The organism is Pseudanabaena sp. FACHB-2040 (assembly GCF_014696715.1).
In the GTDB taxonomy this organism is placed as follows: domain Bacteria; phylum Cyanobacteriota; class Cyanobacteriia; order Phormidesmidales; family Phormidesmidaceae; genus JACVSF01.
The window spans coordinates 21,443-43,964 of the sequence record NZ_JACJQO010000015.1 but is presented as its reverse complement, the minus strand read 5'-3'; the positions used below and the strand labels follow the sequence as shown (position 1 = coordinate 43,964).

Annotated in this window: 24 protein-coding genes; 21 read left to right on the top strand and 3 right to left on the bottom strand. The window is 52.9% G+C overall.

The window, feature by feature from the left end; all coding sequences use genetic code 11:
* Positions 1-98: 98 nt before the first annotated feature.
* The 9 genes from H6G13_RS17590 (at position 99) to H6G13_RS17550 (ending at position 6,364) form a co-directional block, all read left to right on the top strand.
* Positions 99-1,040 (top strand): AraC family transcriptional regulator, encoded by a 942-nt coding sequence (locus tag H6G13_RS17590; protein WP_190485138.1) that lies wholly within the window; start codon positions 99-101, stop codon positions 1,038-1,040.
* 142 nt (positions 1,041-1,182) lie between these two features.
* Positions 1,183-2,421 (top strand): RNA polymerase sigma factor, encoded by a 1,239-nt coding sequence (locus tag H6G13_RS17585; RefSeq protein WP_190485137.1) that lies wholly within the window; start codon positions 1,183-1,185, stop codon positions 2,419-2,421.
* 109 nt (positions 2,422-2,530) lie between these two features.
* Positions 2,531-2,929, top strand: coding sequence for a YciI family protein (locus H6G13_RS17580; RefSeq protein WP_190485136.1), 399 nt, complete (start codon positions 2,531-2,533; stop codon positions 2,927-2,929).
* Positions 2,930-2,976: 47 nt separating this feature from the next.
* Complete coding sequence (locus H6G13_RS17575) at positions 2,977-3,705, top strand: DUF899 domain-containing protein (protein ID WP_190485135.1); 729 nt, start codon at positions 2,977-2,979, stop codon at positions 3,703-3,705.
* A gap of 97 nt (positions 3,706-3,802) precedes the next feature.
* Complete coding sequence (locus H6G13_RS17570) at positions 3,803-4,282, top strand: DUF1579 domain-containing protein (protein WP_190485133.1); 480 nt, start codon at positions 3,803-3,805, stop codon at positions 4,280-4,282.
* Between the two features lie 34 nt (positions 4,283-4,316).
* A complete protein-coding gene (locus H6G13_RS17565; protein WP_190485131.1) occupies positions 4,317-4,676 on the top strand; it encodes a YciI family protein in 360 nt (119 codons plus the stop codon).
* A 157-nt stretch (positions 4,677-4,833) separates the two neighbouring features.
* Positions 4,834-5,259 carry an SgcJ/EcaC family oxidoreductase gene (locus tag H6G13_RS17560; protein ID WP_190485129.1) on the top strand — a complete coding sequence of 142 codons (426 nt, stop codon included), beginning with the start codon at positions 4,834-4,836 and terminating at the stop codon, positions 5,257-5,259.
* A gap of 122 nt (positions 5,260-5,381) precedes the next feature.
* Complete coding sequence (locus H6G13_RS17555) at positions 5,382-5,783, top strand: VOC family protein (RefSeq protein ID WP_190485127.1); 402 nt, start codon at positions 5,382-5,384, stop codon at positions 5,781-5,783.
* Between the two features lie 170 nt (positions 5,784-5,953).
* On the top strand, positions 5,954-6,364 hold the full coding sequence (locus H6G13_RS17550) for a VOC family protein (protein ID WP_190485125.1): 411 nt from the start codon (positions 5,954-5,956) through the stop codon (positions 6,362-6,364).
* On the opposite strand, the gene H6G13_RS17545 is transcribed toward H6G13_RS17550, so the two are convergent.
* Positions 6,311-6,976 carry a hypothetical protein gene (locus tag H6G13_RS17545; protein ID WP_190485123.1) on the bottom strand — a complete coding sequence of 222 codons (666 nt, stop codon included), beginning with the start codon at positions 6,974-6,976 and terminating at the stop codon, positions 6,311-6,313. The two genes, H6G13_RS17550 and H6G13_RS17545, sit on opposite strands and share 54 nt — an antisense overlap.
* Positions 6,977-7,120: 144 nt before the next feature.
* Here H6G13_RS17545 and H6G13_RS17540 point away from each other — a divergent pair, with 144 nt between their 5' ends.
* Positions 7,121-7,408 carry a hypothetical protein gene (locus tag H6G13_RS17540; RefSeq protein WP_190485121.1) on the top strand — a complete coding sequence of 96 codons (288 nt, stop codon included), beginning with the start codon at positions 7,121-7,123 and terminating at the stop codon, positions 7,406-7,408.
* A gap of 104 nt (positions 7,409-7,512) precedes the next feature.
* Here the strand turns inward: H6G13_RS17540 and H6G13_RS17535 are convergent, their stop codons facing one another.
* Entirely contained in the window at positions 7,513-9,624 is a 2,112-nt protein-coding gene (locus H6G13_RS17535; RefSeq protein ID WP_190485119.1) for a hydantoinase/oxoprolinase family protein, read from the bottom strand.
* 164 nt (positions 9,625-9,788) lie between these two features.
* Between H6G13_RS17535 and H6G13_RS17530 the strand changes: the two genes are divergently transcribed.
* A complete protein-coding gene (locus H6G13_RS17530) occupies positions 9,789-11,024 on the top strand; it encodes a M20 family metallo-hydrolase (protein WP_190485117.1) in 1,236 nt (411 codons plus the stop codon).
* Positions 11,025-11,093: 69 nt separating this feature from the next.
* On the opposite strand, the gene H6G13_RS17525 is transcribed toward H6G13_RS17530, so the two are convergent.
* Complete coding sequence (locus H6G13_RS17525) at positions 11,094-12,893, bottom strand: hydantoinase B/oxoprolinase family protein (RefSeq protein WP_190485115.1); 1,800 nt, start codon at positions 12,891-12,893, stop codon at positions 11,094-11,096.
* Positions 12,894-13,450: 557 nt separating this feature from the next.
* Here H6G13_RS17525 and H6G13_RS17520 point away from each other — a divergent pair.
* The 10 genes from H6G13_RS17520 (at position 13,451) to H6G13_RS17475 (ending at position 21,591) form a co-directional block, all read left to right on the top strand.
* Complete coding sequence (locus H6G13_RS17520; RefSeq protein WP_190485113.1) at positions 13,451-14,851, top strand: hypothetical protein; 1,401 nt, start codon at positions 13,451-13,453, stop codon at positions 14,849-14,851.
* Positions 14,852-15,297: 446 nt separating this feature from the next.
* Positions 15,298-15,825, top strand: a complete 528-nt coding sequence (locus tag H6G13_RS17515) for a GNAT family N-acetyltransferase (RefSeq protein WP_190485111.1) — start codon at positions 15,298-15,300, stop codon at positions 15,823-15,825.
* A gap of 154 nt (positions 15,826-15,979) precedes the next feature.
* Entirely contained in the window at positions 15,980-16,423 is a 444-nt protein-coding gene (locus H6G13_RS17510) for a VOC family protein (RefSeq protein ID WP_190485109.1), read from the top strand.
* Positions 16,424-16,601: 178 nt separating this feature from the next.
* Positions 16,602-17,003, top strand: coding sequence for a VOC family protein (locus H6G13_RS17505; RefSeq protein ID WP_190485107.1), 402 nt, complete (start codon positions 16,602-16,604; stop codon positions 17,001-17,003).
* A 160-nt stretch (positions 17,004-17,163) separates the two neighbouring features.
* On the top strand, positions 17,164-17,679 hold the full coding sequence (locus H6G13_RS17500; protein WP_190485105.1) for a DUF1579 domain-containing protein: 516 nt from the start codon (positions 17,164-17,166) through the stop codon (positions 17,677-17,679).
* A gap of 104 nt (positions 17,680-17,783) precedes the next feature.
* Positions 17,784-18,563 carry an AraC family transcriptional regulator gene (locus tag H6G13_RS17495; RefSeq protein WP_190485103.1) on the top strand — a complete coding sequence of 260 codons (780 nt, stop codon included), beginning with the start codon at positions 17,784-17,786 and terminating at the stop codon, positions 18,561-18,563.
* A 34-nt stretch (positions 18,564-18,597) separates the two neighbouring features.
* Positions 18,598-18,966 carry a VOC family protein gene (locus tag H6G13_RS17490; RefSeq protein WP_190485101.1) on the top strand — a complete coding sequence of 123 codons (369 nt, stop codon included), beginning with the start codon at positions 18,598-18,600 and terminating at the stop codon, positions 18,964-18,966.
* Positions 18,967-19,052: 86 nt separating this feature from the next.
* On the top strand, positions 19,053-19,445 hold the full coding sequence (locus tag H6G13_RS17485; protein ID WP_190485099.1) for a VOC family protein: 393 nt from the start codon (positions 19,053-19,055) through the stop codon (positions 19,443-19,445).
* Between the two features lie 351 nt (positions 19,446-19,796).
* Complete coding sequence (locus H6G13_RS17480) at positions 19,797-21,125, top strand: MFS transporter (protein ID WP_190485097.1); 1,329 nt, start codon at positions 19,797-19,799, stop codon at positions 21,123-21,125.
* Positions 21,126-21,201: 76 nt separating this feature from the next.
* Positions 21,202-21,591, top strand: a complete 390-nt coding sequence (locus H6G13_RS17475) for a VOC family protein (RefSeq protein WP_190485095.1) — start codon at positions 21,202-21,204, stop codon at positions 21,589-21,591.
* Positions 21,592-22,522: the final 931 nt, after the last annotated feature.

Here is a 22,522-nt window from a genome sequence, read left to right as displayed (position 1 = left end):
GCCTAGCTGGTTGCTCCATGCTGCCAGATAGACTTTAATTAGCTGGGCAGCTCGCGCTAGCCTAATTTCAACCGGCCTCCACTGTGGAGAAGCTAGATATGGATGTAGCCAAATCCAGACCCACCGAGACTTCTACGAACTGTTTGGTGGTTGATCAGATTGAATCGAACTGCCTGCCTTTGGTTTCGAGTCAGGACTTAGGATGGGAGCACATCCGAGTTGGGCAATTTCAGCATCCTCCAGGGGAAGGCAGCACTTACTCAGACAGTGAGCATACGGTTTGTATGTCGTTGTCTGCTCGTCCAGTGCGATTTGTGCAGATTAAGGGCGGCAAAACCCTTAGCAGCCTTAACCTCAAGGGCGACATTGCCATCACTCCGGCGCAGATGCCGTTTTTTGCCCGTTGGCATGACAATGACCACTATATGGAGATGCGCTTAGCAGCAGATTTTATGGCCGCCGTTGCCAGAGAATCCCTCGACCTCGACCCCGATCGCCTAGAGCTCATGCCTGAGTTTCGTCTACAAGATGCGCGCCTAGAAGCGATCGCATTGATGCTGCTGGACGAACTTAACCAGACCAACCCAGGTGGTAGGCTCTATGTAGAGTCGTTGACTAACCTGCTAGCAGTGCATTTGCTACGGCAATACGCTGTGACTAGACCACGATGGGCAAAGACCGACTCAGAGGGGACATCGCCCAGCTATCCCGGAGGGTTGCCCCAACGACAGCTTCTGCCCGTGTTGGACTATATCCACAATGCCCTAGACGCAGACCTTAAGCTGTCCGATTTGGCTACGCTGGTGGGGCTTAGCCCGTTTCATTTCAGCCATCAGTTCAAACAGACGATGGGAGTTGCGCCCTACCAATACGTGCTGCAGCAGCGGGTCGAGCGGGCCAAGCAGTTGTTGAAACAAAATAACCACTCGATTGTGGAAATCGCCCTGATGTGTGGGTTTAACAGCCATAGCCACCTGAGCAAACAGTTTCGCCAGGTCACTGGCACTACCCCCAGCGCCTATCGAGCGACCGTGTCATGACGATGTTTTAGATCAGTAGAAAACAGCGGAGAAGCCCAAGCCTCAAGGGCGCTCCTACTCTTTTAGCCAGAAAATGACAGTGCACCTGTACTATATTAGACTGGGCTAGGGATGACGGACTTTGGGGCTGAGAGCATCAAATATGAACGAGCCGAGTCAGATGCAGAAACAGGTGGATGCCGTCTATCGCTCTGAGTCGCGTCGTGTTTTTGCCACGCTGATCCGCTTACTGGGTGACTTTGACCTGGCTGAAGAAGCTCTGCATGAGGCCTTTGCCGTGGCCCTAAAGCAATGGCCTCGAGATGGCATGCCCACCAACCCACGAGCGTGGCTGGTTTCGGTGGGCCGCTTCAGAGCTATTGACGCGATCCGGCGACGCACTCGTTTTGACGCATCGTTAGCCAAGCTCGCTCAGCAGCTTGATACCTCTGATGACGAGGCCAAGGAAGATGAAGATGTCGAGGACGATCGCCTGCGGCTGATCTTCACCTGCTGCCACCCGGCTCTGCCGCAGGAGGCTCAGGTGGCGCTGACTCTGCGAGAGGTCTGTGGCTTGACGACAGAAGCTATTGCCAGCGCCTTTTTGATTCCATCCCCGACTCTGGCGCAGCGGATTGTCCGGGCTAAGGCCAAAATCCGCGCTGCGGGCATTCCCTATCAGGTGCCGTCAATCGTCGATTTACCAGGCCGGTTGGATGCCGTACTCCAGGTGATCTATCTGGTGTTTAACGAGGGGTATGCGGCCTCCTCTGGTGCATCGCTGACCCGGGCCGATATCTCAGGCGAAGCCATCCGGCTGGGGCGTTTAGTGATGGAGCTGCTACCGGAACCTGAGGTGGCTGGCTTACTAGCCCTAATGCTGCTGCAGGAGTCGCGGCGCACGGCACGCACGGCCTCGACAGGCGATCTGATCCTCTTAGCAGACCAGGATCGTGCGCTCTGGAACCAGGCCCAGATTGCTGAAGGGCAGGCGCTAGTGCAGCAAGCCCTATCGTCGCAACGGTTTGGCCCTTATACGCTGCAGGCTGCGATCGCAGCCGTCCATGCCGAGGCCCCCACCCCAGATGCAACAGACTGGGACCAGATTGTGGCTTTGTACAGCTTGCTCGCACAAGTAGAACCTTCCCCCGTTGTGCAGCTGAACCGAGCGGTGGCCGTAGCCATGCGCGATGGCCCTCAGGCGGGTCTGCAGCTACTAGACAACATTTTGGCCCAGGGGGAGTTAGCTCAATACCACCTGGCTCATGCAGCGCGGGCCGATCTGTGTCGGCAGTTGGGGAAAACTGCTGAGGCCAGAGAAGCTTACCAGCAGGCGCTAGCCCTGGTGAAGCAAGAACCTGAGCGACGGTTCCTAGAAAGCCGCCTGCGCGAACTGGGCTAAAAGATTTAGAAAAAATTTTGCGCCGCTGTCGATCTGTTGTCGATCTGGGGCTGGGCCGAACGACTACTCAACAAAGGTGACCATTTCAGACCCACTTTTGGAGGTAACGATGAAATTTATTTGCCTAGGCTACTTCGACGAAACTCAATGGGACAGGCTTTCTGAAGCGGAACAGGCGGCCCTGATGGCAGACTGTTTTGCTTACGATGATGAGCTGCGGCGGGGCGGACACTTTATCGGTGGGGAAGCGCTGCAAAGCATTCAAAATGCGGCGACCCTGCGCTACCAAAACGGCAAAGTTACCATCACCGATGGCCCCTTTACCGAAACCAAGGAGCAGATCGGCGGCATCTTGATGCTTGAGGCTAGAGATCTAAACCATGCCATCCAGCTAATGTCGCATCATCCGGGAGTCCGCAACGGCCCCTTCGAGATTCGTGCGGCGGATGAGGAGATTAACGCACAGGTCGCAAATCATGGCAAAAGCCTCCAACGCGACCCGTGCTAAAGCCCGCTGCCTGAGGATAAACGATGAGATCTTAAGGAGCAATCACTATGAAAAGCAGCACCTTTGCACACCCAGCAGTAGTATCGCGAGACACGTGGCTGACTGAGCGAAAAGCGCTTCTAGCTGACGAAAAAGAACTGACCAAACACCGCGACCGGGTCAACGCCAAGCGGCGTCGGCTACCCATGGTCAAGCTGGACAAAACGTACAGTTTCGAGGGTCCTGAAGGGCAGACCAGTCTGCTTGATCTGTTTGAGGGTCGTCGTCAGCTGATTGTCTACCATTTTATGTTTGACCCTGCTTGGGACGAAGGCTGTTCGGGCTGTACCGGTCTGGTTAACGCCTTTGGAGACTTGAGCTTGCTAAACGCCCGCGATACAACTCTCGTGCTGATTTCCCGCGCCCCGCTGGCCAAGCTCAATCAGTACAAGGCCCAACATCAATGGACTTTGCCTTGGGTCTCGTCCTTTGGTAGCGACTTTAACTACGATTTCCACGTCTCTTTAGATGAAGCTGTGGCTCCAGTGCAGTATAACTACCGCAATCAGGAAGAGCTGGGGAACAAGCAAGAGCGGCATTTCACGAAAGGCGAAAGCCATGGCATGAGTGTGTTCTTTCGCCTGGACAACGACATCTTTCACACCTATTCGACCTATGCCCGAGGCTGTGAAGGCTTGACCGACTCATACAGCCTGCTCGATTTGACTCCCTATGGTCGGCAGGAAGACTTTGAGGAGTCGCCCTCTGGCTGGCCGCAGCAACCAACCTACGGATAGCTGCTTCGGCAGGCAAGTTAGAGCACTGTTAGAGACAGTTCGCCCAACAATGCTTGGCCTGCTTGTCCTACCCTTTCAACCTTTTTGGAGAGAAATCATGGATATTAAGCCGCAAGCTGAGCATCAATGGCTAGACAAGCTCATCGGTCAATGGATCAGCGAAACCGAATGCAGCATGGGGCCGGATCAACCCCCCTCGAAAACTCACGGGACTGAGGTAGTGCATACCCTGGGTGGGCTTTGGATTGTGGCAGAAGGTGAAGGCGAGATGCCCGATGGTGAGGTTGGCAAGACCCTGATGACTTTGGGCTACGACCCCCAGACCAAGCGCTATGTTGGCACCTTTGTTGCCTCAATGATGACCCATCTCTGGCGCTATAGCGGCTCTTTGGATCAGGCCGAAAAGACGTTAACGCTAGAGACTGAAGGGCCTAATTTTAGTCAAAGCGCAATGGCCCAATACAAGGACATCATTGAGTTTGTCAGTGACGACCACCGAATTATGACATCACAAATTTTGACCGATGACGGCCACTGGCATCAGTTTATGACCGCTCATTATCGGCGGCAGCAGTAGTCTTCTCTACGCAGTTAACTTTGGGAGCTAAACCATGAAATACATATTGCTAATCTACAGCGATGAAAACGCTTGGGCTGACGGTGAGATAGAGCGCTGCTATGGGGAGTCGGTAAAACTAACCCAAGACCTGCACGCCAACGGCCAATACCTGGGGGCTTCGCCTCTACATCCCGTGGCAACGGCAACTAGCGTGCGGGTTCGAGACGGCAAACGCTTGGTAACCGATGGCCCCTTTGCCGAAACGCGGGAACAGTTGGGCGGCTATTTTTTGATTGAGGCACAGGATTTAGATGATGCGATCGCAATTGCCGGACGCATCCCCTCTGTACACAAAGGCACCATCGAGATTCGACCCATCGTGGAGCTGACCGGCCTGCCACCGGGTCAGTAGAGGTCAGCTCCGCCCCTCAGTCAGAACTTTTCAATTTTCTCAAAAAAAGATCGGTCCTACCTGTCGATCTCCCACGCCTCAATTCGACTAATTGATAAAGCCGGGAGCCGCTAGGTTCAATCAGCTCCCTAACCCTATCAACATTGGAGAGCGTCCCATGACCAGCCCAACCACAGCCACCATCACTCGTGATGAAGCTCAAATTCGACAGCTTATCACCGAGCAGGCCAGCGCCATTTGCGCCAAAAACTTAGATCAAATCATGGCCCCCTATAGCCCAGATGTCGTTCTCTTTGACGTTAAGCCGCCGCTCCAACTCAAAGGGGTAACCGCCCTCCGCCAGATGTGGGAAACCTGTTTGCCCTGCATGCCCAACGCCTCCGGCACTGAAACTCAAGACCTCAGTATCACCATCAGCGGCGATCTGGCTCTGGCCCACTGGATTTCTCACTTCACCGGCATTGATGCAGATCATCCAGCGGCCCAGATGCGGTTTCGCATCACCGTTGGCTACCAAAAGCACGAGGGCCATTGGCAGATCGTGCATGAGCATTGCTCTGTCCCTTTGATGGCCGCAGCTTGAGGCTCACTCACCTTGCCCCAGTTTGGGCGGTGTAGTGCCCAAACTGGCAATCTTCTGACCTAGAAACGGTCAATTATTTAACCCTTCCTCAAATTTTTCTCGAATTACTCAGGAGACCCACGATGGCTCGCAAAATCTTTATCAACCTACCCGTCAAAGACCTCAATCAGTCAATTGAATTCTTTACCAAGCTTGGCTTCAGCTTCAATCCCCAATTTACCGATGAAACCGCTACCTGCATGATTGTCAGCGAAGATATCTTCGTTATGCTATTGACCTACGACAAGTTCAAAACCTTTACCCCCAAAGCCATCTGCGACACCACCCAAAGTACTGAAGTGCTGGTGTGCCTGTCTTGCGACAGCCGCGACGAGGTCGATACTATGGTACGCCAAGCAGTCGATGCTGGCGGCAAGACCTACAGCGATCCGCAAGACCACGGATTTATGTATGGCCACGGCTTTCAAGATTTAGATGGCCACAATTGGGAACTGATGTATATGGAACCTAGCGCAGTGGGCTAGTAGTAATATCAAATACGAAAGCCAGAGGGTCCAGGGCCTTGCCCATAACCTTTCACCTTGGACCTTTCACCCTCCACCCCACCTATCACTCCCTTGTACCGCGATCGCAATATCCTCAGCCCTTGCGATCGCACAGATTAATCCCCCATTCTTTAGCCTAGGAGAGCGTTATGAAACTGTATTCCTATCTGAGTTTTAACGGCAATTGTGATGCTGCATTTAAATTTTACGAACAGGTATTGGGCGGCAAAAGTGGAGACAGGATGACCTATGGGGCATCGCCTATGGCGGACCAAGTCCCTGAGGGGTGGCACGACAAAATCATGCATGCTCAGCTAACTATAGGGGAGCAAGAAATAATGGGGGCTGACAGTACACTAGAGTACTACGAAGAACCCAAAGGCACCTCTGTGTTGATCAACATTGAGGATGCTGGAGAGGCAGAGCGTATCTTTGAGGCCCTAGCCGAAAACGGCACCGTTAAGATGCCGATTCAGGAAACCTTTTGGGCAGCCCGGTTTGGTATGCTAGTCGATCAGTTCGGCACCCCGTGGATGATTAACTGCGATCGCGCTGGCTAACTTCTGTGCGATCGCATCAGGGTATTGAGGGCAACTCCACACAGTGCCCTCAATACCCTTGTCTATAAGTGACTGCAAAAAAACGCCGACATAATTAGACAGCTTGGGACGGGTGGCGCAATAGTGCCGCAGCAGGTGAATTACTAATGCCGTAGTCAGGCTATCTACCAGCAGTTGCCCCCCCAGTCCGCCAGTTTCTACCTCTGCTTTCAGCGTAGAGATGATGGTCTGAATTAGGGGGTCTTGCGCTGTCATAGAGCGGGGAATAAGCTCAATGCGGTCGGGGTTCACCCAATCTTGCCCCACCTGCTTGAGCAACTCAGGTTCTAACGCCAGCACCATAAATTGAGCTGCACTATTCCAGCTGCAGCGGTGAGAGACCCCTGCCGCAATTATGGCAAGATCGCCAGCCTGTCTTCGTTCTAGGCCCCGTTTACTGTCTAGCCAGCGATCGCCAGTGGCGCAGAGGCCAGATGAATCAGGAAGGCCAATTGCGATCGCATGTAGACAATGCTGGTGCTCCGCCGTAGAAAACTTGGGCTGCTGATACAGCTCCAAATGAATGTTGCGCCAACCTGTGCTGGAAAAAACCGCTGGTTTAGGCAGCAGCAATCAAGCCGCATCAGCCTCGCGGTGATCAATCACAGAAATAGAATCTAGCGAAGGCATCCTTAAACCTGCAGTAAAGACTTCCTAAAGCGAACCTTGAGTTGAGTAAAGTCCTGCTTAGTCCGCTCGGAAAAGTGGCAGAATTTTATGAGCGTCTCAGGGGATAGCGGATGCCCCAAGGCATTCCAAAGCACATTCGTCTATTACGTAAGGAGAAAAATGATGGGCGCAGCAATCATCGAGTACCTCAAGCAAAATATCAAGTGCCCAGTTACCAAGGGACTGCTAGCTCATGGCCAGCCAATGCTATTGGAGAACAAGCTATTCATTTGCACAGAGCGTGATTGGGCCTGCCTGATTCAGGAAGATTCGGAGCTGCATCAAGCCGCCCAAGGGATCGGCATTCAAGTAATCGCCTTCGGGGCAAGAACTTAAATTTGCATCTCGATCCTGGCATAGGATTACCCAAAATTGGGAAGCGGTGTAAAAAATCACGGATGCCTTAGCGTAGCCGCAGATCACGATAGCAGTGAGCTGGGTTAAGCCGTTACCTCCATAGCGACCCGCTTATCTGCCAGAGATTCTGCGGCTAAGCGAATCAGCAGGTTGCCATTGGCTTCCACAGTGGTGTGGCTGTGGGGTGGCAGCAAAATGGTGGAGTCCTTTTGGAAAATCACTGCGGGGCCTTCGATTGCGCCCCCGCTGGGCAGGAGATCACGCTCAAAAAAACTGGTGGAATACTTCTCAAGCTGACCATTCACCCGGAAGTAAGTAACGGCAGTTTTCAACCAGGCATCCTTCACATCGCCCTCTGTAGGGACGGGTAGACCTGCCAGTTTAGGCATAGGGCCAGTGCCCGTTACCCGCAGCGTCACCAGCTCCACCGGATTTTCGGGAAAGGCATGGCCATATTCAGCAGTGTGCAGGTCATGAAACTGTTGCCACACACTTTGCAATGCCGCTTCATCTAGGTCGCCATTGGGCACTAGCGCCCGCAGTTCATAGCCCTGACCTACATAGCGACAGTCGGCAAACCGTTGCAGAGACATTTGATCTTCGCTAAAGCCGTCTGCCCGCAGTTGGTCTTTTACCTGATCTTCTAGGGCTTGCAGGTCAGCGTTGAGCTTGCCTAGGTTCGGGTGGGTGCTGAGGGTAAATTCGTTTTGAATCAAGTCGTGCTTCAGGTCAGTGGTGAGCAGGCCGATAGCCGAGGTGATGCCGGGGTAGCGGGGCACAATCACTTCGGGAATGCCCAGAGACCGGGCTACTTCGGCAGCATGAAGGGGGCCTGCACCCCCCTGGGCTACCAACGCAAACTGGCGCGGATCTTGCCCCTTTTGAATAGTGCGGGAGCGGATGGCGTTCGCCATATTGTTGTTGACGATGGTAATAATGCCCGCTGCGGTTTCGTAGAGGTCTAGCCCCACCCGATCTGCTAGGGCCTGCACAGCCGCGAAGGCCTTGTCGGGGTAGATAGCCATTTCGCCTCCCAAAAAGTGCTCTGGATCGAGACGATTTAGCACCACGTTGGCGTCAGTAACGGTCACTTCTGTGCCGCCTTTGTCGTAGCAGACTGGACCCGGTTCGGCCCCAGCGCTGCGAGGCCCGACGCGGAACGCGCCCCCGTCATCTACGTAGGCGATGCTGCCGCCGCCAGCCCCAATGGTGTGAACGTCGATCATAGGCACCATGACGGGGTATCCGGCAATCCAGGTGTCGCGGGCGGTGGCTTCGGCAAAGCCGCGCTCGGTGACGATACCGATGTCGGTGCTGGTGCCCCCCATGTCAAAGGTGATCAGACGCGATCGCAACGATCGTTCCCCCGCAGCCGCACCGCCCAAAACCCCGGCAGCCAGTCCTGACAGCAGCAGAGTCACGGGCTGCTCTCCTGCTACCTCTGCCGTAGCCACTCCGCCGTTGGAGCGCATGATATGGAGCTCTCCTCGCACCGACTGTTCCTTTAAGCTACGGCTGAGGTTTTGAAGGTAGCGCTTGACCTTGGGGCCAACGAAGGCATTGATGCAGGTGGTGGTGAAGCGCTCAAACTCCCGGAATTGGGGGAAGATGCTGGCACTGGTGGTGATAAAAGCTTCGGGGAAAAGCTCCTGAGCGAGTTCCGCCACGCGATCTTCGTGGCGCGAGTCGAAATAGGAGTTGAGGAAGCAGATGGCGATGGACTCTACCCCAGCCTGCTTCAGCTCCAAAATAGCGGTGCGGGCAGCGTCTTCATCCAGGGGAGTGAGCACCTGACCTTTGGGATCGAGCCGCTCGGGAACGACTTTGCGATCGCGCCGTTTCACCAGCGGCCTTGCCTGCCAGGGAATGTCCTGCATGATCGAGTAGTGCTGGGGCCGTTGGTGCCGCCCGATGTGGACAATGTCTCGATAGCCCTCGGTGGTGATCATGCCGGTGTGCGCCCCATCGTGGGTCAGCAGAGTATTGGTGGCGATGGTGGTGCCATGCAGCACATGCTCAATGTCGCCGTAGTCGGCCTGGGCCATTTGGCATAGGGTTTGGATGCCCTGGATCATGCCGATAGAGGGGTCGTGAACTGTGGTCGGCACCTTGTGAATCCAGGTCTGCTGCTGGGCTACATCCGCCAAAATCAGGTCGGTGAAGGTGCCGCCAATATCCACGCCGATCAGTTTCATGATCTACCCCTTGCATTGAAGTGCCGCGTCCATCTTAGGTAAGTCGGGTTTCTGCGAAATGTTCAAGCTGCACCGTTTTGCCGGTAAGACCATCTGTAACCGTGGAAACAGTGGTCTATCTCGTTTGCGGTCAAGATGGCGTAGAGAAATTTGAGGCACCGACTATGGCTACTGCGACTGCCCTGCAGGTAAATTGCGATCGCATGCTGCACCGCCTCGATCAGCTGGCTCAAATTGGCTCTATTCCGGGGGGCGGTGTCTGTCGTCTGGCCCTAACCGACGAAGACAAAGCAGGCCGCGATCAGGTAGTGGCGTGGATGAAAGCCCTCGGCCTTACCATCACCGTTGACCAGCTTGGCAATGTGGTGGGTACGCGTCCAGGGCTAGAAGCAGGGCCCCCTGTGATGACCGGATCGCACATCGACACAGTGGCAACAGGGGGACGTTACGACGGCAACCTGGGCGTTTTGGCAGGGCTGGAGGTGATCGAAACCCTTAATGAACGCCAGATTCAGACCCGCTATCCGCTGGCAGTAGCCTTTTTCACAAATGAAGAAGGAGCCCGGTTTCACCCCGATATGATGGGCAGTTGGGTGTTTAGCGGGGGCTTTCCGGTAGAGGCGGCCCTGGCAGAAGTGGGGACAGATGGCACTACGGTAGCCAAAGAGCTGGAGCGCATCGGCTATGCCGGGACAGTGCCCTGCGGTAGCCAGCCGGTAAAAGCGTTTGTAGAACTGCACGTGGAGCAAGGCCCAGTTCTGGATCAAGAGAGAATTCAAATCGGCGCAGTCACCGGGGTGCAGGGCATGATCTGGCAGGAGTTTACGGTGAAAGGCGTCTCCAACCATGCCGGTACGACCCCCATGCACCTGCGTCACGATGCTGGGTATGGAGCCAGTGCGATCGCAGTTGCCGCCCGCCAACTGGCCCTAGAGATGGGCGGCAACCAGGTGGCGACCGTCGGCTCGATTCAGACCAAGCCGGGGCTAGTGAATGTCATTGCCAAAGAAGCTCGCCTCACGGTAGATCTGCGAAATACGGACTCTGCTCTGCTCCATCAGGCCGAAGCCCAACTGAACAACAAAATTCAGGAAATCGCGACGGCAGAAGGTCTGGAAATTACCAGCCGATCCTTAGCTCGCTTTGAGCCTGTTGCCTTTGACCCCGCAATGATTGATCTGGTGGCTCAAACCGCCGCAGGGCTAGGGCTATCGGTCAAGCACATGCCCAGTGGGGCCGGGCACGATGCCGGCATGATTGCTGCGATCGCACCCACCGCCATGATCTTTGTGCCCAGTGTTGACGGCATCAGCCACAACGTCAAGGAATACACCGCTCCTCAAGATTTAGAGAACGGGGCAAACATACTCCTGCAAGTGCTGCTTAAATTGGCGCTGTAACCATCACCGACGAATCGCGATTGCCCCCAGAAGCTCCTAGGATCTGGGGGCTATTGGAAAGTGCGATCGCTATTTCCCCATCGTCTTGCGGAGCGCAAGCGTTGCTTGTTCATCAACACTCATATTCGCCGGATCGATCACTACCCCATAGTCTCGCTTGGCCGACTCAATGCCGACAAAGCCATCCAGCACATCCTCCAGCACTTGAGCCGGATTGCGCTCTAGGGGGTCACCGTAGCCGCCACCACAAGGGCTAATGGTGCGCAGGGTATCTCCCGGTTTGGTTTTGCGACAGGGAAACTTAGATGGCAAATCCTGCACGGTTCCCACATAGGGGTTGAGAATTTGCACCCCACCAGGGGTACCGTCCTTGCCACTGAAGATGCCCCAGGGAGCGTACTTGTTGCCTTCCCCTTCCAGAGACATCTGCCCTGGTGAGAGAAACTGAATATCGCGGATAGAGCCTAAGCCACCCCGATGCTTCCCAGCTCCACTGGCGTCCTCAATCAGTTCGTAGCGAGTCACGCGCAGAGGCAAGTGGGCCTCAATGTCTTCGATGGGATTGTTCCGGGTGTTGGCGTAGAGGGTATCTACGCCGTCCATGCCGTCCTTACCGTAGCGCCCGCCATAGCTGCCCTCGGTGATATCCATATAAACCCAGTAGTCTTCTCCTAAAGTACCACTGTAGGAGGTGACCTTAATATTGCCGATACCGCCACTGACGTTTTGCGGTGCGACTTGGGCCAGAGCCTTCATCAGGGTATCCGCCACAACGTTGCCGGGGCAGCAGCGAGCAATCACCGGAGCGGGATAAATGGGGTTTGCTAGACAGCCCTTGGGCGCAGAGATCCGGACAGGGCGGGTAAGGCCAGAGTTTTGCGGCACATACTCCATCAAAGCCGTATCCAGCAGCACCGATCGCAAGGTCACAAAAATCGCAATGTCCACCGTGCCGATGAAGGGCATATTGATGGGGCGATCGTCTATCTGAGACGCGGTGCCCGCCAGGTCAATGGTCATGTTGCTGCCATCAATGGTGACAGTGACAGCAATCTTCAGGTCTTTCTTACCAGGGTCAGGATCGTCTAAAAAGCCGTCCATGAAGCCCTCCGCCGAGTATTGACCGTCGGGCAAACGCTCAATGGCCTGACGCATCATGCGCTCGGAGTAGTTCATCAGCTCCTCACTGGCCGCCAGCACCGTATCTAGGCCATACTGCTCCACGAGTTCTAGGAAGCGCTGTTCTCCCACTCGGCAAGCTGCTACCTGAGCCTCAATGTCGCCTACCACCACCTGAGCGCTGCGAATGTTTTGCCGCAACATGCGCCACACCTGGCGATTCTTGATGCCCTTTTCGTACAGCTTGACCGCTTTGAATTGCAGTCCTTCGGCAAAGGCATCGACCGCATCTACAATGCCGCAGCTACCGGGGGAAGACGAGCCAATGTCCAGGTGGTGAGCCGTGGTGAAGGAATAGCCAATCAGCTCTTCGCCCCTAAAGATAGGGATGCCGATACCGATATCTGGCCCGTGAGATGCGCCGTAGTAGGGGTGGTTATGAAGGATCACATCGCCGGGGTAAAACTCTTCCCCATCTTCTTCCATCGCTTTGAGCACACCGCGCATATAGCCCGGAATCGGCCCCAATTGTAGGGGGGTGCTGTAGGCACATTCCGCCAACTGCTGGCAATCTGCATCCAAAATCGCTGCCCCAAAGTCTTCTGATTCGCGGATGATGCTGGAGTAGGACATGCGAGCCAGTTTGTGGCCCATTTCCAGGGCAACACCATTGAGGGCACCCGCGACGACCTGAGCGGTCACGGGATCGATTGTAGGCAGTTGACGAGGCTTGGGGAGAGAAATCGTCATAGCAGGTTCGGTAAGGGAACGTTCTTCTCTTATACGGGGAGGCGCTTCCCAGAGTCGTAACTTGCACTACGGAACACCGCAAAGCTCAATTTCGAGGAAAAAGTGCTGCGGATAGGGGGTAGTGGAGTGGATGGGTGGATGAGTAGTGATTATTTAGTGAATTGGTATTAGGCAGTTGTCTGAGTCGTTCGGTGTAGTTTTTCTTGTAGTGCGCTCGCATTTCTTTCAGCCAACCAAAAAATAGGAAGCTCAGAAATTTGTCAACATTCTACGGGGAAAAATTTAGAGTCAACCAGGGTCATCTATATCCGAAAAAAGAATTGACTACGCCCTGAAAATTGGCTGTATTTGCCTAAAAAATTTGAGTATAAAGTCAAACCTGGGCATTAAAATTGGGGATAAATCTTGTAGTTTGGAGGATTTGTAGGGGAATCAAGGGTTTTATCTCTATCTAGACCACCTTAACGATTTATTGAATCACTGAGGACAAGAGAAGCCATTGTTGATACTTCTATATAAGTAATTACCTCAGTCCATTCAACTGAAGGACACATAACATGGGACAGTTAACAGGCGAGCTAAAGGGAACTCCTTTCATCGACACATTTATAGGAGCGGTGGATATTACCGGTCCAGCAAATGATGTGTTTGGTGCAGCAATTGTGAATGCAGTTGTCAACGCCTTTGGGGGCAATGACATTATTGAGGGCAATGCCACAGTTACAGCCACGGAAATAGGCGGAGCCCCAGAAGCGGTTGGTGTGTTATCTTCTCTAATCGATGCAGGGGAAGGTAACGATACCTTCCAAGCTAGAGCTACTGGTTCTACAGCTTACGGCGTAAAATGGTCAACAATTTTAGGTGGATCTGGCAATGATGTCTTATCTATAGCTAGTCTTTCTGGAAGTAGCTACGGTGCGTTCCAGTCCTCTATAGATGCAGGTAGTGGAAATGACAGCATCACGATTTCAGCCACTACCACTACTGGCTCCGGTGCTTATGGTGTCTATCAATCGGCTGTAAAAGGCGGCAGTGGGGATGACACCATTAGAATTTCCGCTGGTAGTCAGGTACGGTCTGGCTCTGGCTATGGTGTGTACCAATCCTCCGTAGAAGGTGGCGACGGCAACGACTCTTTTAGTCTTGGTGGTAGTGTTTGGGGAGTTTCTGAGTCAGCTATTAGTGGCGGCAATGGGAACGACTCTTTTACCATTAGTAACGCAGTATTTCGATCGGCCCTAGAGGGTGGCAGTGGCAATGACTCCTTTACCATTACTGGAGGTCGAGGGGGGGGGTCTGGTGCCATTGGGCAAGGAGTATTAGAATCTTCCATCAACGGAGGTGATGGTGATGACTTCTTTGACATTACTGGTAGTGCCGGCGGCGGTGGCTATAGTGAGGGTTCTGGAGTAGCAAGATCTCCTCTCAGTGGTGGCAATGGTAATGACTCCTTTACTATCTTGGGCACTGTGAGTGCTTCTAGGGGAGATGCTTATGGGGTATTAGAATCTTCAATAGACGGAGGAAATGGGGACGACTCCTTCACTATCTCGGGAATTGGGACGAGTGGTAGTGTTAATGGATACGGGGTGTCCAAATCAGTTATCAACGGTGGCGATGGAGATGATTTCTTTGAGATTATGGGCACTACCTTGGACATCAAAGATTCTCTTATCTCTGGCGGATTAGGTAATGACACCTTTAAAACAGGTACTGGGCAGGGGACAGTAGACGGTGGTGGAGGCCGAGACTTAATCTTCTTAGACTTCTTCAATGCGGCCACTATGACCATTACTGAACTAGCAGGAAGGGGTCTGGAAATTGTGGGCACTCAAGATAACCGAGGCAATACTGCTGACTGGACTCAAACCATCATTAATATGGAACAGTTTCAGGTAGGAAGTAATGTCTTTACCTCCGCAGCAGATACAGTGAACTTTCTGCAAAATGTGTCTTAAGGCCTTTGGCCTTGGTGGTGCAGAAAAGTCTTGAAAGGGCTGATTTTACTGCAGCTCAAATGAGATAGTAGGAGATTAAAGGGGGGTTCATGAGCTGCTTAAGTTCCTCAAACTAAAGCAAACCTCATGGCCCCCCTTTTGCACGTGTCAACTGCAGGAGCAGTTGTATCAAGGGTTTTCTCCTCAAGTTTAAATTTGTCTGCTTATGTTTAAGCTTTTGCCAGACAAGAGCGTCAGATAAAAAGCTGAACAATACTAGTAATGTTTTCACTGCCATATCTTTTATCGCTCGCCAGTTGATAAACGTCATGAATGGCAGCAGACGCTGGTTTTAAAGCTGAATTAACGCCCTTGCTTTGAAGATTCATTTCCTTTGCTCGCGAAATAGTACAAAAGAACTATACTGTTTGAGCGGTTAGCCGATATTGAACCAGCAGGTAACGACCATGTCTGAGTCAAGCGCCATCACCTTGCGGCCCGCTACCCTTGCCGATGTAAGCCTCCTCCGTTACTGGGATGAGCAACCTCAGGTGGTCGCCGCCGACCCCAACGACGACTGGGGTTGGGAGGTAGAGCTAGCCCGTACCCCCGACTGGCGCGAGCAGTTGATCGCTGAGCTAAATGGTCGCCCCATTGGCTTTATCCAAATTATTGACCCCGCTCAAGAAGACAGTCGCTACTGGGGCGATGTGCCTGACCACCTGCGGGCGATCGACATTTGGATTGGAGAACCCACCGAGTTGGGCAAAGGCTACGGCACCACCATGATGCACCTAGCCCTAGCCCGCTGCTTTGCTGACCCCCAGGTTACCGCAGTGCTAATTGACCCGCTCACTAGCAACACCCGTGCCCAGCGTTTCTACGAGCGCCTCGGCTTCAAGTTTTTGGAGCACCGCCGCTTTGGCGACGACGACTGCTCGGTCTACCGCCTAGACCGGGCCACTTGGTCTGACTTCAGCGCCAAAGCTCCCTAGCTACAGTATCGAGGCTGTTTCTGAGAAACGTCTTCTCCATGGGTGGACATTGCATTGCCCGCCCTACAGTCCCGACTGATCGAGCCGGTTTGACGCCAGCAGGGAGCCGCCCATAACTTTTACTAAATAACTCTCATTTAAGGAGGCAACGACTATGACTAGCACGCCCAAAAAAACTGTGGCAACAATCATTCCAACCCTGCGGTATAACGATGCGGCAGCGGCTGTGGAATGGCTTTGCCAGGCCTTTGGCTTTGAGAAACACCTAGTTGTGCCCGAGGCAGACGGCACCGTTGCCCACGCTGAACTTACCTTTGACAACGGCATGATCATGCTGGATTCTGTGCGGGATAACACCTTTGCTCAACTCCAGCAGCCCCCCAGCAAAAAGGGAGATGTCGTCACCCAAAGCCCTTACATTTTGGTGGACGAGGTGGATCAGCACTATGAAAATGCGATCGCAGCCGGGGCCGAAATCGTCATGGAGATTCAAGACCAAGACTATGGCGGGCGCGACTATTCTTGCCGAGACCCAGAGGGCTACCTGTGGAACTTTGGCACCTATGACCCCTGGAGCACCGCATCACCGCAGGCGTAGGTTGAAATGACCACCTGGATAAAAATTTAGCTGCCTTGTCGATCTCGCTTCCCGCCGTTCGACTAATAGATAGAGCCAGGGGTGAGCGTTACCTCTGCCCTCTCCGAAATTAACCCAAGAGTCGTTTCTGAAACGTTCCCATTCGTTCGATGTAACTCAGTTATTTAAGGAGACCGTCATGCAAGTTAATCCTTACCTGATGTTCGATGGTCAGTGCGAAGCAGCCTTCAAGTTTTACCACCAGGTCTTGGGGGGCGAACTGGGCGAAATGCTCACCTTCGCCGGTTCCCCTGCCGAGGCCGAAGTGCCATCCGAATTTGGCAACAAAATCATGCACACCCAGCTGACCCTAGGCGACTGGGCGATCATGGGGTCTGACTGCTCCCCTGGGCAATACGATGCGCCCAAAGGCTTCTCGGTCTCCCTGCAAATTCCCGACCCAGACAAGGCCGAGCACATTTTTCAAGCCCTAGCTGAAGGCGGCAGTATTCAAATGCCTTTGGAAGAAACCTTCTGGGCCAAGCGGTTTGGTATGGCAGTCGATAAATTTGGCATTCCCTGGATGATCAACTGCGAGTAGGCCGCAGATCGAGAGATCAGGTTTCTTTACGGTCAGTTAATTTACGGCCAATCAAGCAAAACTCAACTCATTCACATCGGCAACCCAGTTTCTGAGTATCACCGCTCGGTGTGACACACCAAAGCTAGCGATCAAAAGCAACCACTCAAGGAGAAGAACAATGACAACTACAACCGACTTACAACAGGCCCCGTCTGCACTAGAACAGCCCCAAAAAGAACACCAGTGGCTCCAACAATTGGTAGGCGAATGGACCTATGAGGTTGAAGCGATGACAGAGCCAGATCAGCCCCTCGAAAAATCAACGGGGACAGAGAGCGTGAAATCCCTGGGTGACCTCTGGGTAATTGCCGAAGGCCAGGGCGAAATGTGTGGCAGTATGGCCACCACCATTATGACCCTCGGCTATAACCCCCAAAAGCAGCGCTATGTCGGCACCTGGGTTGGGTCGATGATGACCCACCTCTGGGTTTACGATGGCGAACTCGACGTTGCTGAACGGGTGCTCACCCTGCATTCTGAAGGCCCAGCCATGGCTAACGAGGGCGGAATGGCCCATTACAAAGACGTGATCGAATTCAAGAGTAGCGATCATCGGGTGATGACTTCCTTTTGCCTGGGCGATAACGGCCAGTGGCACCACTTCATGACAGCAAACTACCACCGCCAGGCTTAAGCAGCTTGAAAGAGGTCGTCGGGTGTGTCACATCCTCTGGCGCATCCAGACCCAATGTAGAAACTCCCAGTAGACAATTGCACTGAATACCTTCCACATCAGCCATGGCCCTCAATGTACAAGAAATTATTGTTCCACCGTCTCCAGTGCTGCGAGACGTAGTTAGCCATTATTGGCTAGGTCTCAATAATGCTAATTCGGCCTATGTTGCGTTGCCCGATGGGGCCGTCGATCTAGTCTTTCAAGTTCATTGTGGTGCCATACTTAGTAGGGTATATGGCACCACTACAGCCCGCGTAGATATTCCCCTAGAGCAGGGTTGTGATTATTTTGGCATTCGCTTTAGGCCGGGGCAAAGCCGTCATTTCATTCAAGCTAGCGCCTACGAATTAACAGATACCCATGAGGCCTCTCACAGTCTGCTACGATTTCCGATTGATCGGCTAACCGAGGCTGTGCTGACGAGCGATGTGGTGCATCATTTCAATCGGGTTTTGGGAGCTCATTTGGCCCGATTGTCACCCAGTGTTCAACCCGTTGATCAGGTCATTCATTTCATCGAGGCGGCCGGCGGTGCTGTGCGTATTGGTGAAGCGGCAGACGTATTCGGGCAAAGTCGTCGCCAATTTGAGCGAGTTTTTCTGGAGACTGTTGGGGTATCGGCTAAAACGTTTGCAAGAATCATTCGCTTTCAGCACACGGCTAAGCTGCTTACCTCTTCAAGCAATTTATCGCTGTCATACGTTGCCGCTGAACTCAAGTATTTTGATCAAAGCCATATGAGCCACGACTTTAAGCGCTTGGCGGGGGTATCACCGGCCCAGTTTCTTCAAGCTCATGTCGCTTTTTTACAAGACTCTCACCATGACCCTGCTCTACACTAGGGCCTTCATTTAGTCAGTATGGAAAGCCCCTTCTATGAAGCTGTGGTCTGGCATCATCACCGAAAAAATCGAAGAGTCGAAAGTATTCTATCGTCGCCTGTTTAACTGTGAGGTGATTTATAACAGCGACTGGTTTGTTTTACTGCGACTAGGGCAGAGCGAACTGGGGTTTATGCAGCCAAATCTTGAGGCTCAAGCGCCTATCTTTCGACCATCTTTTTCGGGCAAAGGGGTTTGGATAACGATTGATGTTGAAGATGCTAATGCCGAGTATCAGCGTATTGCAGCGATGGGAATACCCATTGAGGTGGAGTTGCGCGATGAACCCTGGGGCGATCGCCATTTTGTCGTGGTCGATCCCAACGGCATTGGGGTCGATATTGTGCAACATCAGCTCACTTAAGCACCGGCTTACGAGGGCTCTGTGATGGCCCTCTGGGCTGGTGCTTAACCATCGCCGTCAACAGTTGACCCATTCGAGGAAACTCTATGCAGATCACAGCCTCAGCGATTTCGCTCAACGTCGAGGATGTCGCCGCATCGGCAGCCTTTGTCACAAACCATTTTGGTTTTAAAGAAGATATGTCAGCCGATGGCTTTGTGTCGCTCTCTCGCGCAGATGCTGGGTTTAATTTGATCTTTTTGGATACCAAGCTAAAAACTTTTAAGCCAGATTCTATGCGCGGGCATCGCGCCGACGGTCTGCTGGTTGTTTTTGTCGTTGAGGAGATTGATCGCGAATACGCCCGGCTTCAGGCCGAAGGGGTGACGATCACAACCCCGATCGAGACTGAAGCTTGGGGCGAACGGTTTTTTCAAGTGAGTGACCCAAACGGGGTTGTGATTCAGCTGGTGCAGTGGATAACGCCCCCGATTCAATGATTCGATCGACAAAAAGCTTGCAGCACTATTCTGTAGTATGTATACTACAAATTTGTCGTTGATGCTTTGGCAGATCCGTAAAACGCATGTTTGGAGCGGTTTGATGCTAAATCCAGGTTGATTAACCCAATCCCCTAGGGCGCAGACCACTTGCCTTCGCTCAAATTTTCGAGTAGGTGCCTCTAGGAGGCATCTGCTTACCCCCAGCGTCGGTTGTCATAGCCCTGGCGTAGTGAAACTATCCCTCCATTCAATAACGCCAATACTGGCTAGCATTGCCCACCCTATATGCATCTGAGCGGGCTGAAAACAGGTAGTTCAAGCATGACGCACCCAAAAAGGCTCCATTAAATGAAACCCGTTTTTTACGAAATCTTGGCCAACTCACTAGTGGCTACCCTAACCAACACCTTTGTCTGGTTTGCGGTTACCTTTTGGGTTTATCTGCAAACCCAATCTGTGCTGGCGACCTCGGTGATGGCCGGGGTGTATCTGGTTACCGTCGCCATTTCCGGCTTTTTCTTAGGGTCGCTGGTCGATCGCTACACCAAAAAAACCGCCATGCTGCTTTCCAGCTTTGGTTCCTTGGGGCTATATGGTCTCGCCTATATTCTGTATGTCTCGGCCCCGACGGCGGCCTTTACTGATGCGGCCAGTGTGATTCTCTGGGGATTTATTGTTTTGGCCCTGGTGGGGGCGATCGCCGGAAACCTGCGTACTATTGCACTGCCCACCCTAGTAACGGTGCTGATTCCTGAAGCGGAACGAGACAAGGCCAATGGCCTAGTGGGTACCGTCAATGGCGTCGCTTTTTTGGCGGCGTCGATCTTGAGCGGACTGGCGATCGGGTTTTTGGGCATGTACTGGATGTTGGTGAGTGCGATCGCACTCACAGTCCTGACCATTCTCCACCTGTGGACCATAGCCATTCCCGAAAAGAGGATTGTTCATGCAGAGGCTAAACCCAACCACCTCGATATTCAGGGCACAATTGGGGTAATCCGTCTGGTGCCGGGTCTATTTTCGCTGATCTTCTTCAACTGCTTCAACAACTTCCTGGGCGGTGTTTTTATGTCGCTCATGGATGCCTACGGGCTATCCCTTGTTTCAGTCCAGATCTGGGGCATTTTGTGGGGCGTCTTGAGTTTAGGATTTATCGTGGGGGGTCTAGGTGTCGCCAAGTTCGGCCTGGGTAAAAGCCCTCTGAAGACCCTGTTTGCATCCAACATTGTGATGTGGATTGTGTCTGTTTTCTTCACAATTCAGCCATCGATCATGCTGCTGGCGGTTGGTTTATTTACGTACTTGTGTCTGATTCCGGTGGTCGAAGCATCAGAACAAATGATCTTGCAAACGGTGATTCCGCTGGAGCGCCAAGGGCGGGTGTTTGGCTTTGCCCAAAGTATTGAGCAGGCGGCCTCTCCGCTCACCGCATTTATGATTGGTCCAATCGCCCATTTTCTGTTTATTCCCTTTATGACCACTGGGGCCGGGGCCGATTTAATTGGCCCCTGGTTTGGCACCGGTACTGATCGCGGCATTGCCCTTTTATTTACGTTGACTGGCTTAATTGGGCTGGTGGTGACAGTGCTGGCGATGCGATCGCGCTCTTACCGCAAACTATTAGTGAATTATCAAAAACGCTCAGTAGATCGAAAACATCAGGGAGCAGTAGGGTAGGCGTTTAGGGGCGAACTCGCTAGACTAAACTCACCCCAAAACCTGGCTCCCACAAGCGAGATAGGCAGCGAAAGTTATGATTGACCATGTTGGCATCAACGTTAGCAATTTTGAGAAAAGTAAAGCATTTTATGTCAAGGCATTAGCCGCCCTTGGTTATCAATTGCTGAAAGAATTTAATGCCTCTGCCACTGACTCTACCGCTACCGCAGGCTTTTTTGGTGTAGAAGGAAAGCCGGAGTTTTGGGTTGGGCAAGGAGATGTCAACACCCCTAGACTTCATATTGCTTTTCGGGCTGAAACCCATGAAATAGTGCAGGCATTTTACAAGGCCGCGTTAGAAGCAGGTGGTCAAGATAACGGTGCTCCGGGTCTACGAGCCTACTACCACCCGAATTATTATGGTGCCTTTGTGTTAGATCTAGATGGACACAACATTGAGGCCGTGTGCCATGGGCCTGTTTAACCAAACTCTAATTACCGAATAGACAATCCTTCAAAGCCGCCAAAGCCGTTGAGTGATAATTAGGTTATCTAGAACTTGCTGCAGGCATTTGGAGCCTGAATGGATAGGCTAAGCTGCAAGTACCGCTGCTGCAATCTCCGCGATTGTTTGCGATACCATCGCTATTTCGTTTGTGACTGCCTCCCGTGCTAGCCCCTCAGCCTCAGCGATAGTCGCAACGGGTTCGGATTGCCAGTGGCAATCGGGGCCATCTACTGAAGCGATGAACTGACCTGAGCTGTTCTCCCAAATCGAGAAGGAAAGACCGCCGAAACTTTGAGATTTAAAGATGAAAAGCATGTCTACGTTCTGTGGCTGTGTTGAGTAATTTGCGTGGTGCGTACCCTAATCCTGCCCAACAAGAGCAACTCAAACCGAACGATCTAATCGTTTCACGTTGAGGCTTGTAGAGCTTTCTATATCTTCCGACAGATTTTGATTATTGTGGGAACGGAAAATCAGATTGAGGATATCTGGTTATGAGGTAGCTATCTGCGATTTGTCAGAAGCAAAGTGAACTGCGCTCTCGTCTCATCCTGCGATCGCACCCATTCCAACGCAAAAAAAGGGGAGACACACAGCAAACCAGCACCTGATAGCTCACGCAGCTGATCACTCGGCCGACAACTGAGGCGGCAGTGAGGCAAACCACACCTCAGCCGCAAAGCCGGTAAATGACCTGTCGGACTCGCGCTAGTAGCACTCAATCGCACCGAACAAGGGTAAGGCAGGCAAATAAAAAATGCGAAGCGACCACCGGAATAGCCTGCTGCTGCTCGTATTACCCTTGTGCCGGGTTCTAAAGGCGTATAATAGCGCTGCCTGCTTTGGTCTCTTGCGTCCTCCATTGAGCAGGTTGTCATAGATAGCGAGAAGGGGATCAGCACGACTG

What these genes read in the sequence shown, in the direction of transcription:
- H6G13_RS17485 (WP_190485099.1), top strand. Translation starts at nt 19,053, where the DNA reads ATGCAGATCACAGCCTCAGCGATTTCGCTCAACGTCGAGGATGTCGCC.
- H6G13_RS17475 (WP_190485095.1), top strand. Translation starts at nt 21,202, where the DNA reads ATGATTGACCATGTTGGCATCAACGTTAGCAATTTTGAGAAAAGTAAA.
- H6G13_RS17510 (WP_190485109.1), top strand. Translation starts at nt 15,980, where the DNA reads ATGACTAGCACGCCCAAAAAAACTGTGGCAACAATCATTCCAACCCTG.
- H6G13_RS17525 (WP_190485115.1), bottom strand. Translation starts at nt 12,893, where the DNA reads ATGACGATTTCTCTCCCCAAGCCTCGTCAACTGCCTACAATCGATCCC.
- H6G13_RS17570 (WP_190485133.1), top strand. Translation starts at nt 3,803, where the DNA reads ATGGATATTAAGCCGCAAGCTGAGCATCAATGGCTAGACAAGCTCATC.
- H6G13_RS17515 (WP_190485111.1), top strand. Translation starts at nt 15,298, where the DNA reads ATGTCTGAGTCAAGCGCCATCACCTTGCGGCCCGCTACCCTTGCCGAT.
- H6G13_RS17520 (WP_190485113.1), top strand. Translation starts at nt 13,451, where the DNA reads ATGGGACAGTTAACAGGCGAGCTAAAGGGAACTCCTTTCATCGACACA.
- H6G13_RS17505 (WP_190485107.1), top strand. Translation starts at nt 16,602, where the DNA reads ATGCAAGTTAATCCTTACCTGATGTTCGATGGTCAGTGCGAAGCAGCC.
- H6G13_RS17585 (WP_190485137.1), top strand. Translation starts at nt 1,183, where the DNA reads ATGAACGAGCCGAGTCAGATGCAGAAACAGGTGGATGCCGTCTATCGC.
- H6G13_RS17480 (WP_190485097.1), top strand. Translation starts at nt 19,797, where the DNA reads ATGAAACCCGTTTTTTACGAAATCTTGGCCAACTCACTAGTGGCTACC.
- H6G13_RS17500 (WP_190485105.1), top strand. Translation starts at nt 17,164, where the DNA reads ATGACAACTACAACCGACTTACAACAGGCCCCGTCTGCACTAGAACAG.
- H6G13_RS17535 (WP_190485119.1), bottom strand. Translation starts at nt 9,624, where the DNA reads ATGAAACTGATCGGCGTGGATATTGGCGGCACCTTCACCGACCTGATT.
- H6G13_RS17555 (WP_190485127.1), top strand. Translation starts at nt 5,382, where the DNA reads ATGGCTCGCAAAATCTTTATCAACCTACCCGTCAAAGACCTCAATCAG.
- H6G13_RS17580 (WP_190485136.1), top strand. Translation starts at nt 2,531, where the DNA reads ATGAAATTTATTTGCCTAGGCTACTTCGACGAAACTCAATGGGACAGG.
- H6G13_RS17590 (WP_190485138.1), top strand. Translation starts at nt 99, where the DNA reads ATGGATGTAGCCAAATCCAGACCCACCGAGACTTCTACGAACTGTTTG.
- H6G13_RS17575 (WP_190485135.1), top strand. Translation starts at nt 2,977, where the DNA reads ATGAAAAGCAGCACCTTTGCACACCCAGCAGTAGTATCGCGAGACACG.
- H6G13_RS17495 (WP_190485103.1), top strand. Translation starts at nt 17,784, where the DNA reads ATGGCCCTCAATGTACAAGAAATTATTGTTCCACCGTCTCCAGTGCTG.
- H6G13_RS17565 (WP_190485131.1), top strand. Translation starts at nt 4,317, where the DNA reads ATGAAATACATATTGCTAATCTACAGCGATGAAAACGCTTGGGCTGAC.
- H6G13_RS17540 (WP_190485121.1), top strand. Translation starts at nt 7,121, where the DNA reads ATGAGCGTCTCAGGGGATAGCGGATGCCCCAAGGCATTCCAAAGCACA.
- H6G13_RS17530 (WP_190485117.1), top strand. Translation starts at nt 9,789, where the DNA reads ATGGCTACTGCGACTGCCCTGCAGGTAAATTGCGATCGCATGCTGCAC.
- H6G13_RS17560 (WP_190485129.1), top strand. Translation starts at nt 4,834, where the DNA reads ATGACCAGCCCAACCACAGCCACCATCACTCGTGATGAAGCTCAAATT.
- H6G13_RS17490 (WP_190485101.1), top strand. Translation starts at nt 18,598, where the DNA reads ATGAAGCTGTGGTCTGGCATCATCACCGAAAAAATCGAAGAGTCGAAA.
- H6G13_RS17550 (WP_190485125.1), top strand. Translation starts at nt 5,954, where the DNA reads ATGAAACTGTATTCCTATCTGAGTTTTAACGGCAATTGTGATGCTGCA.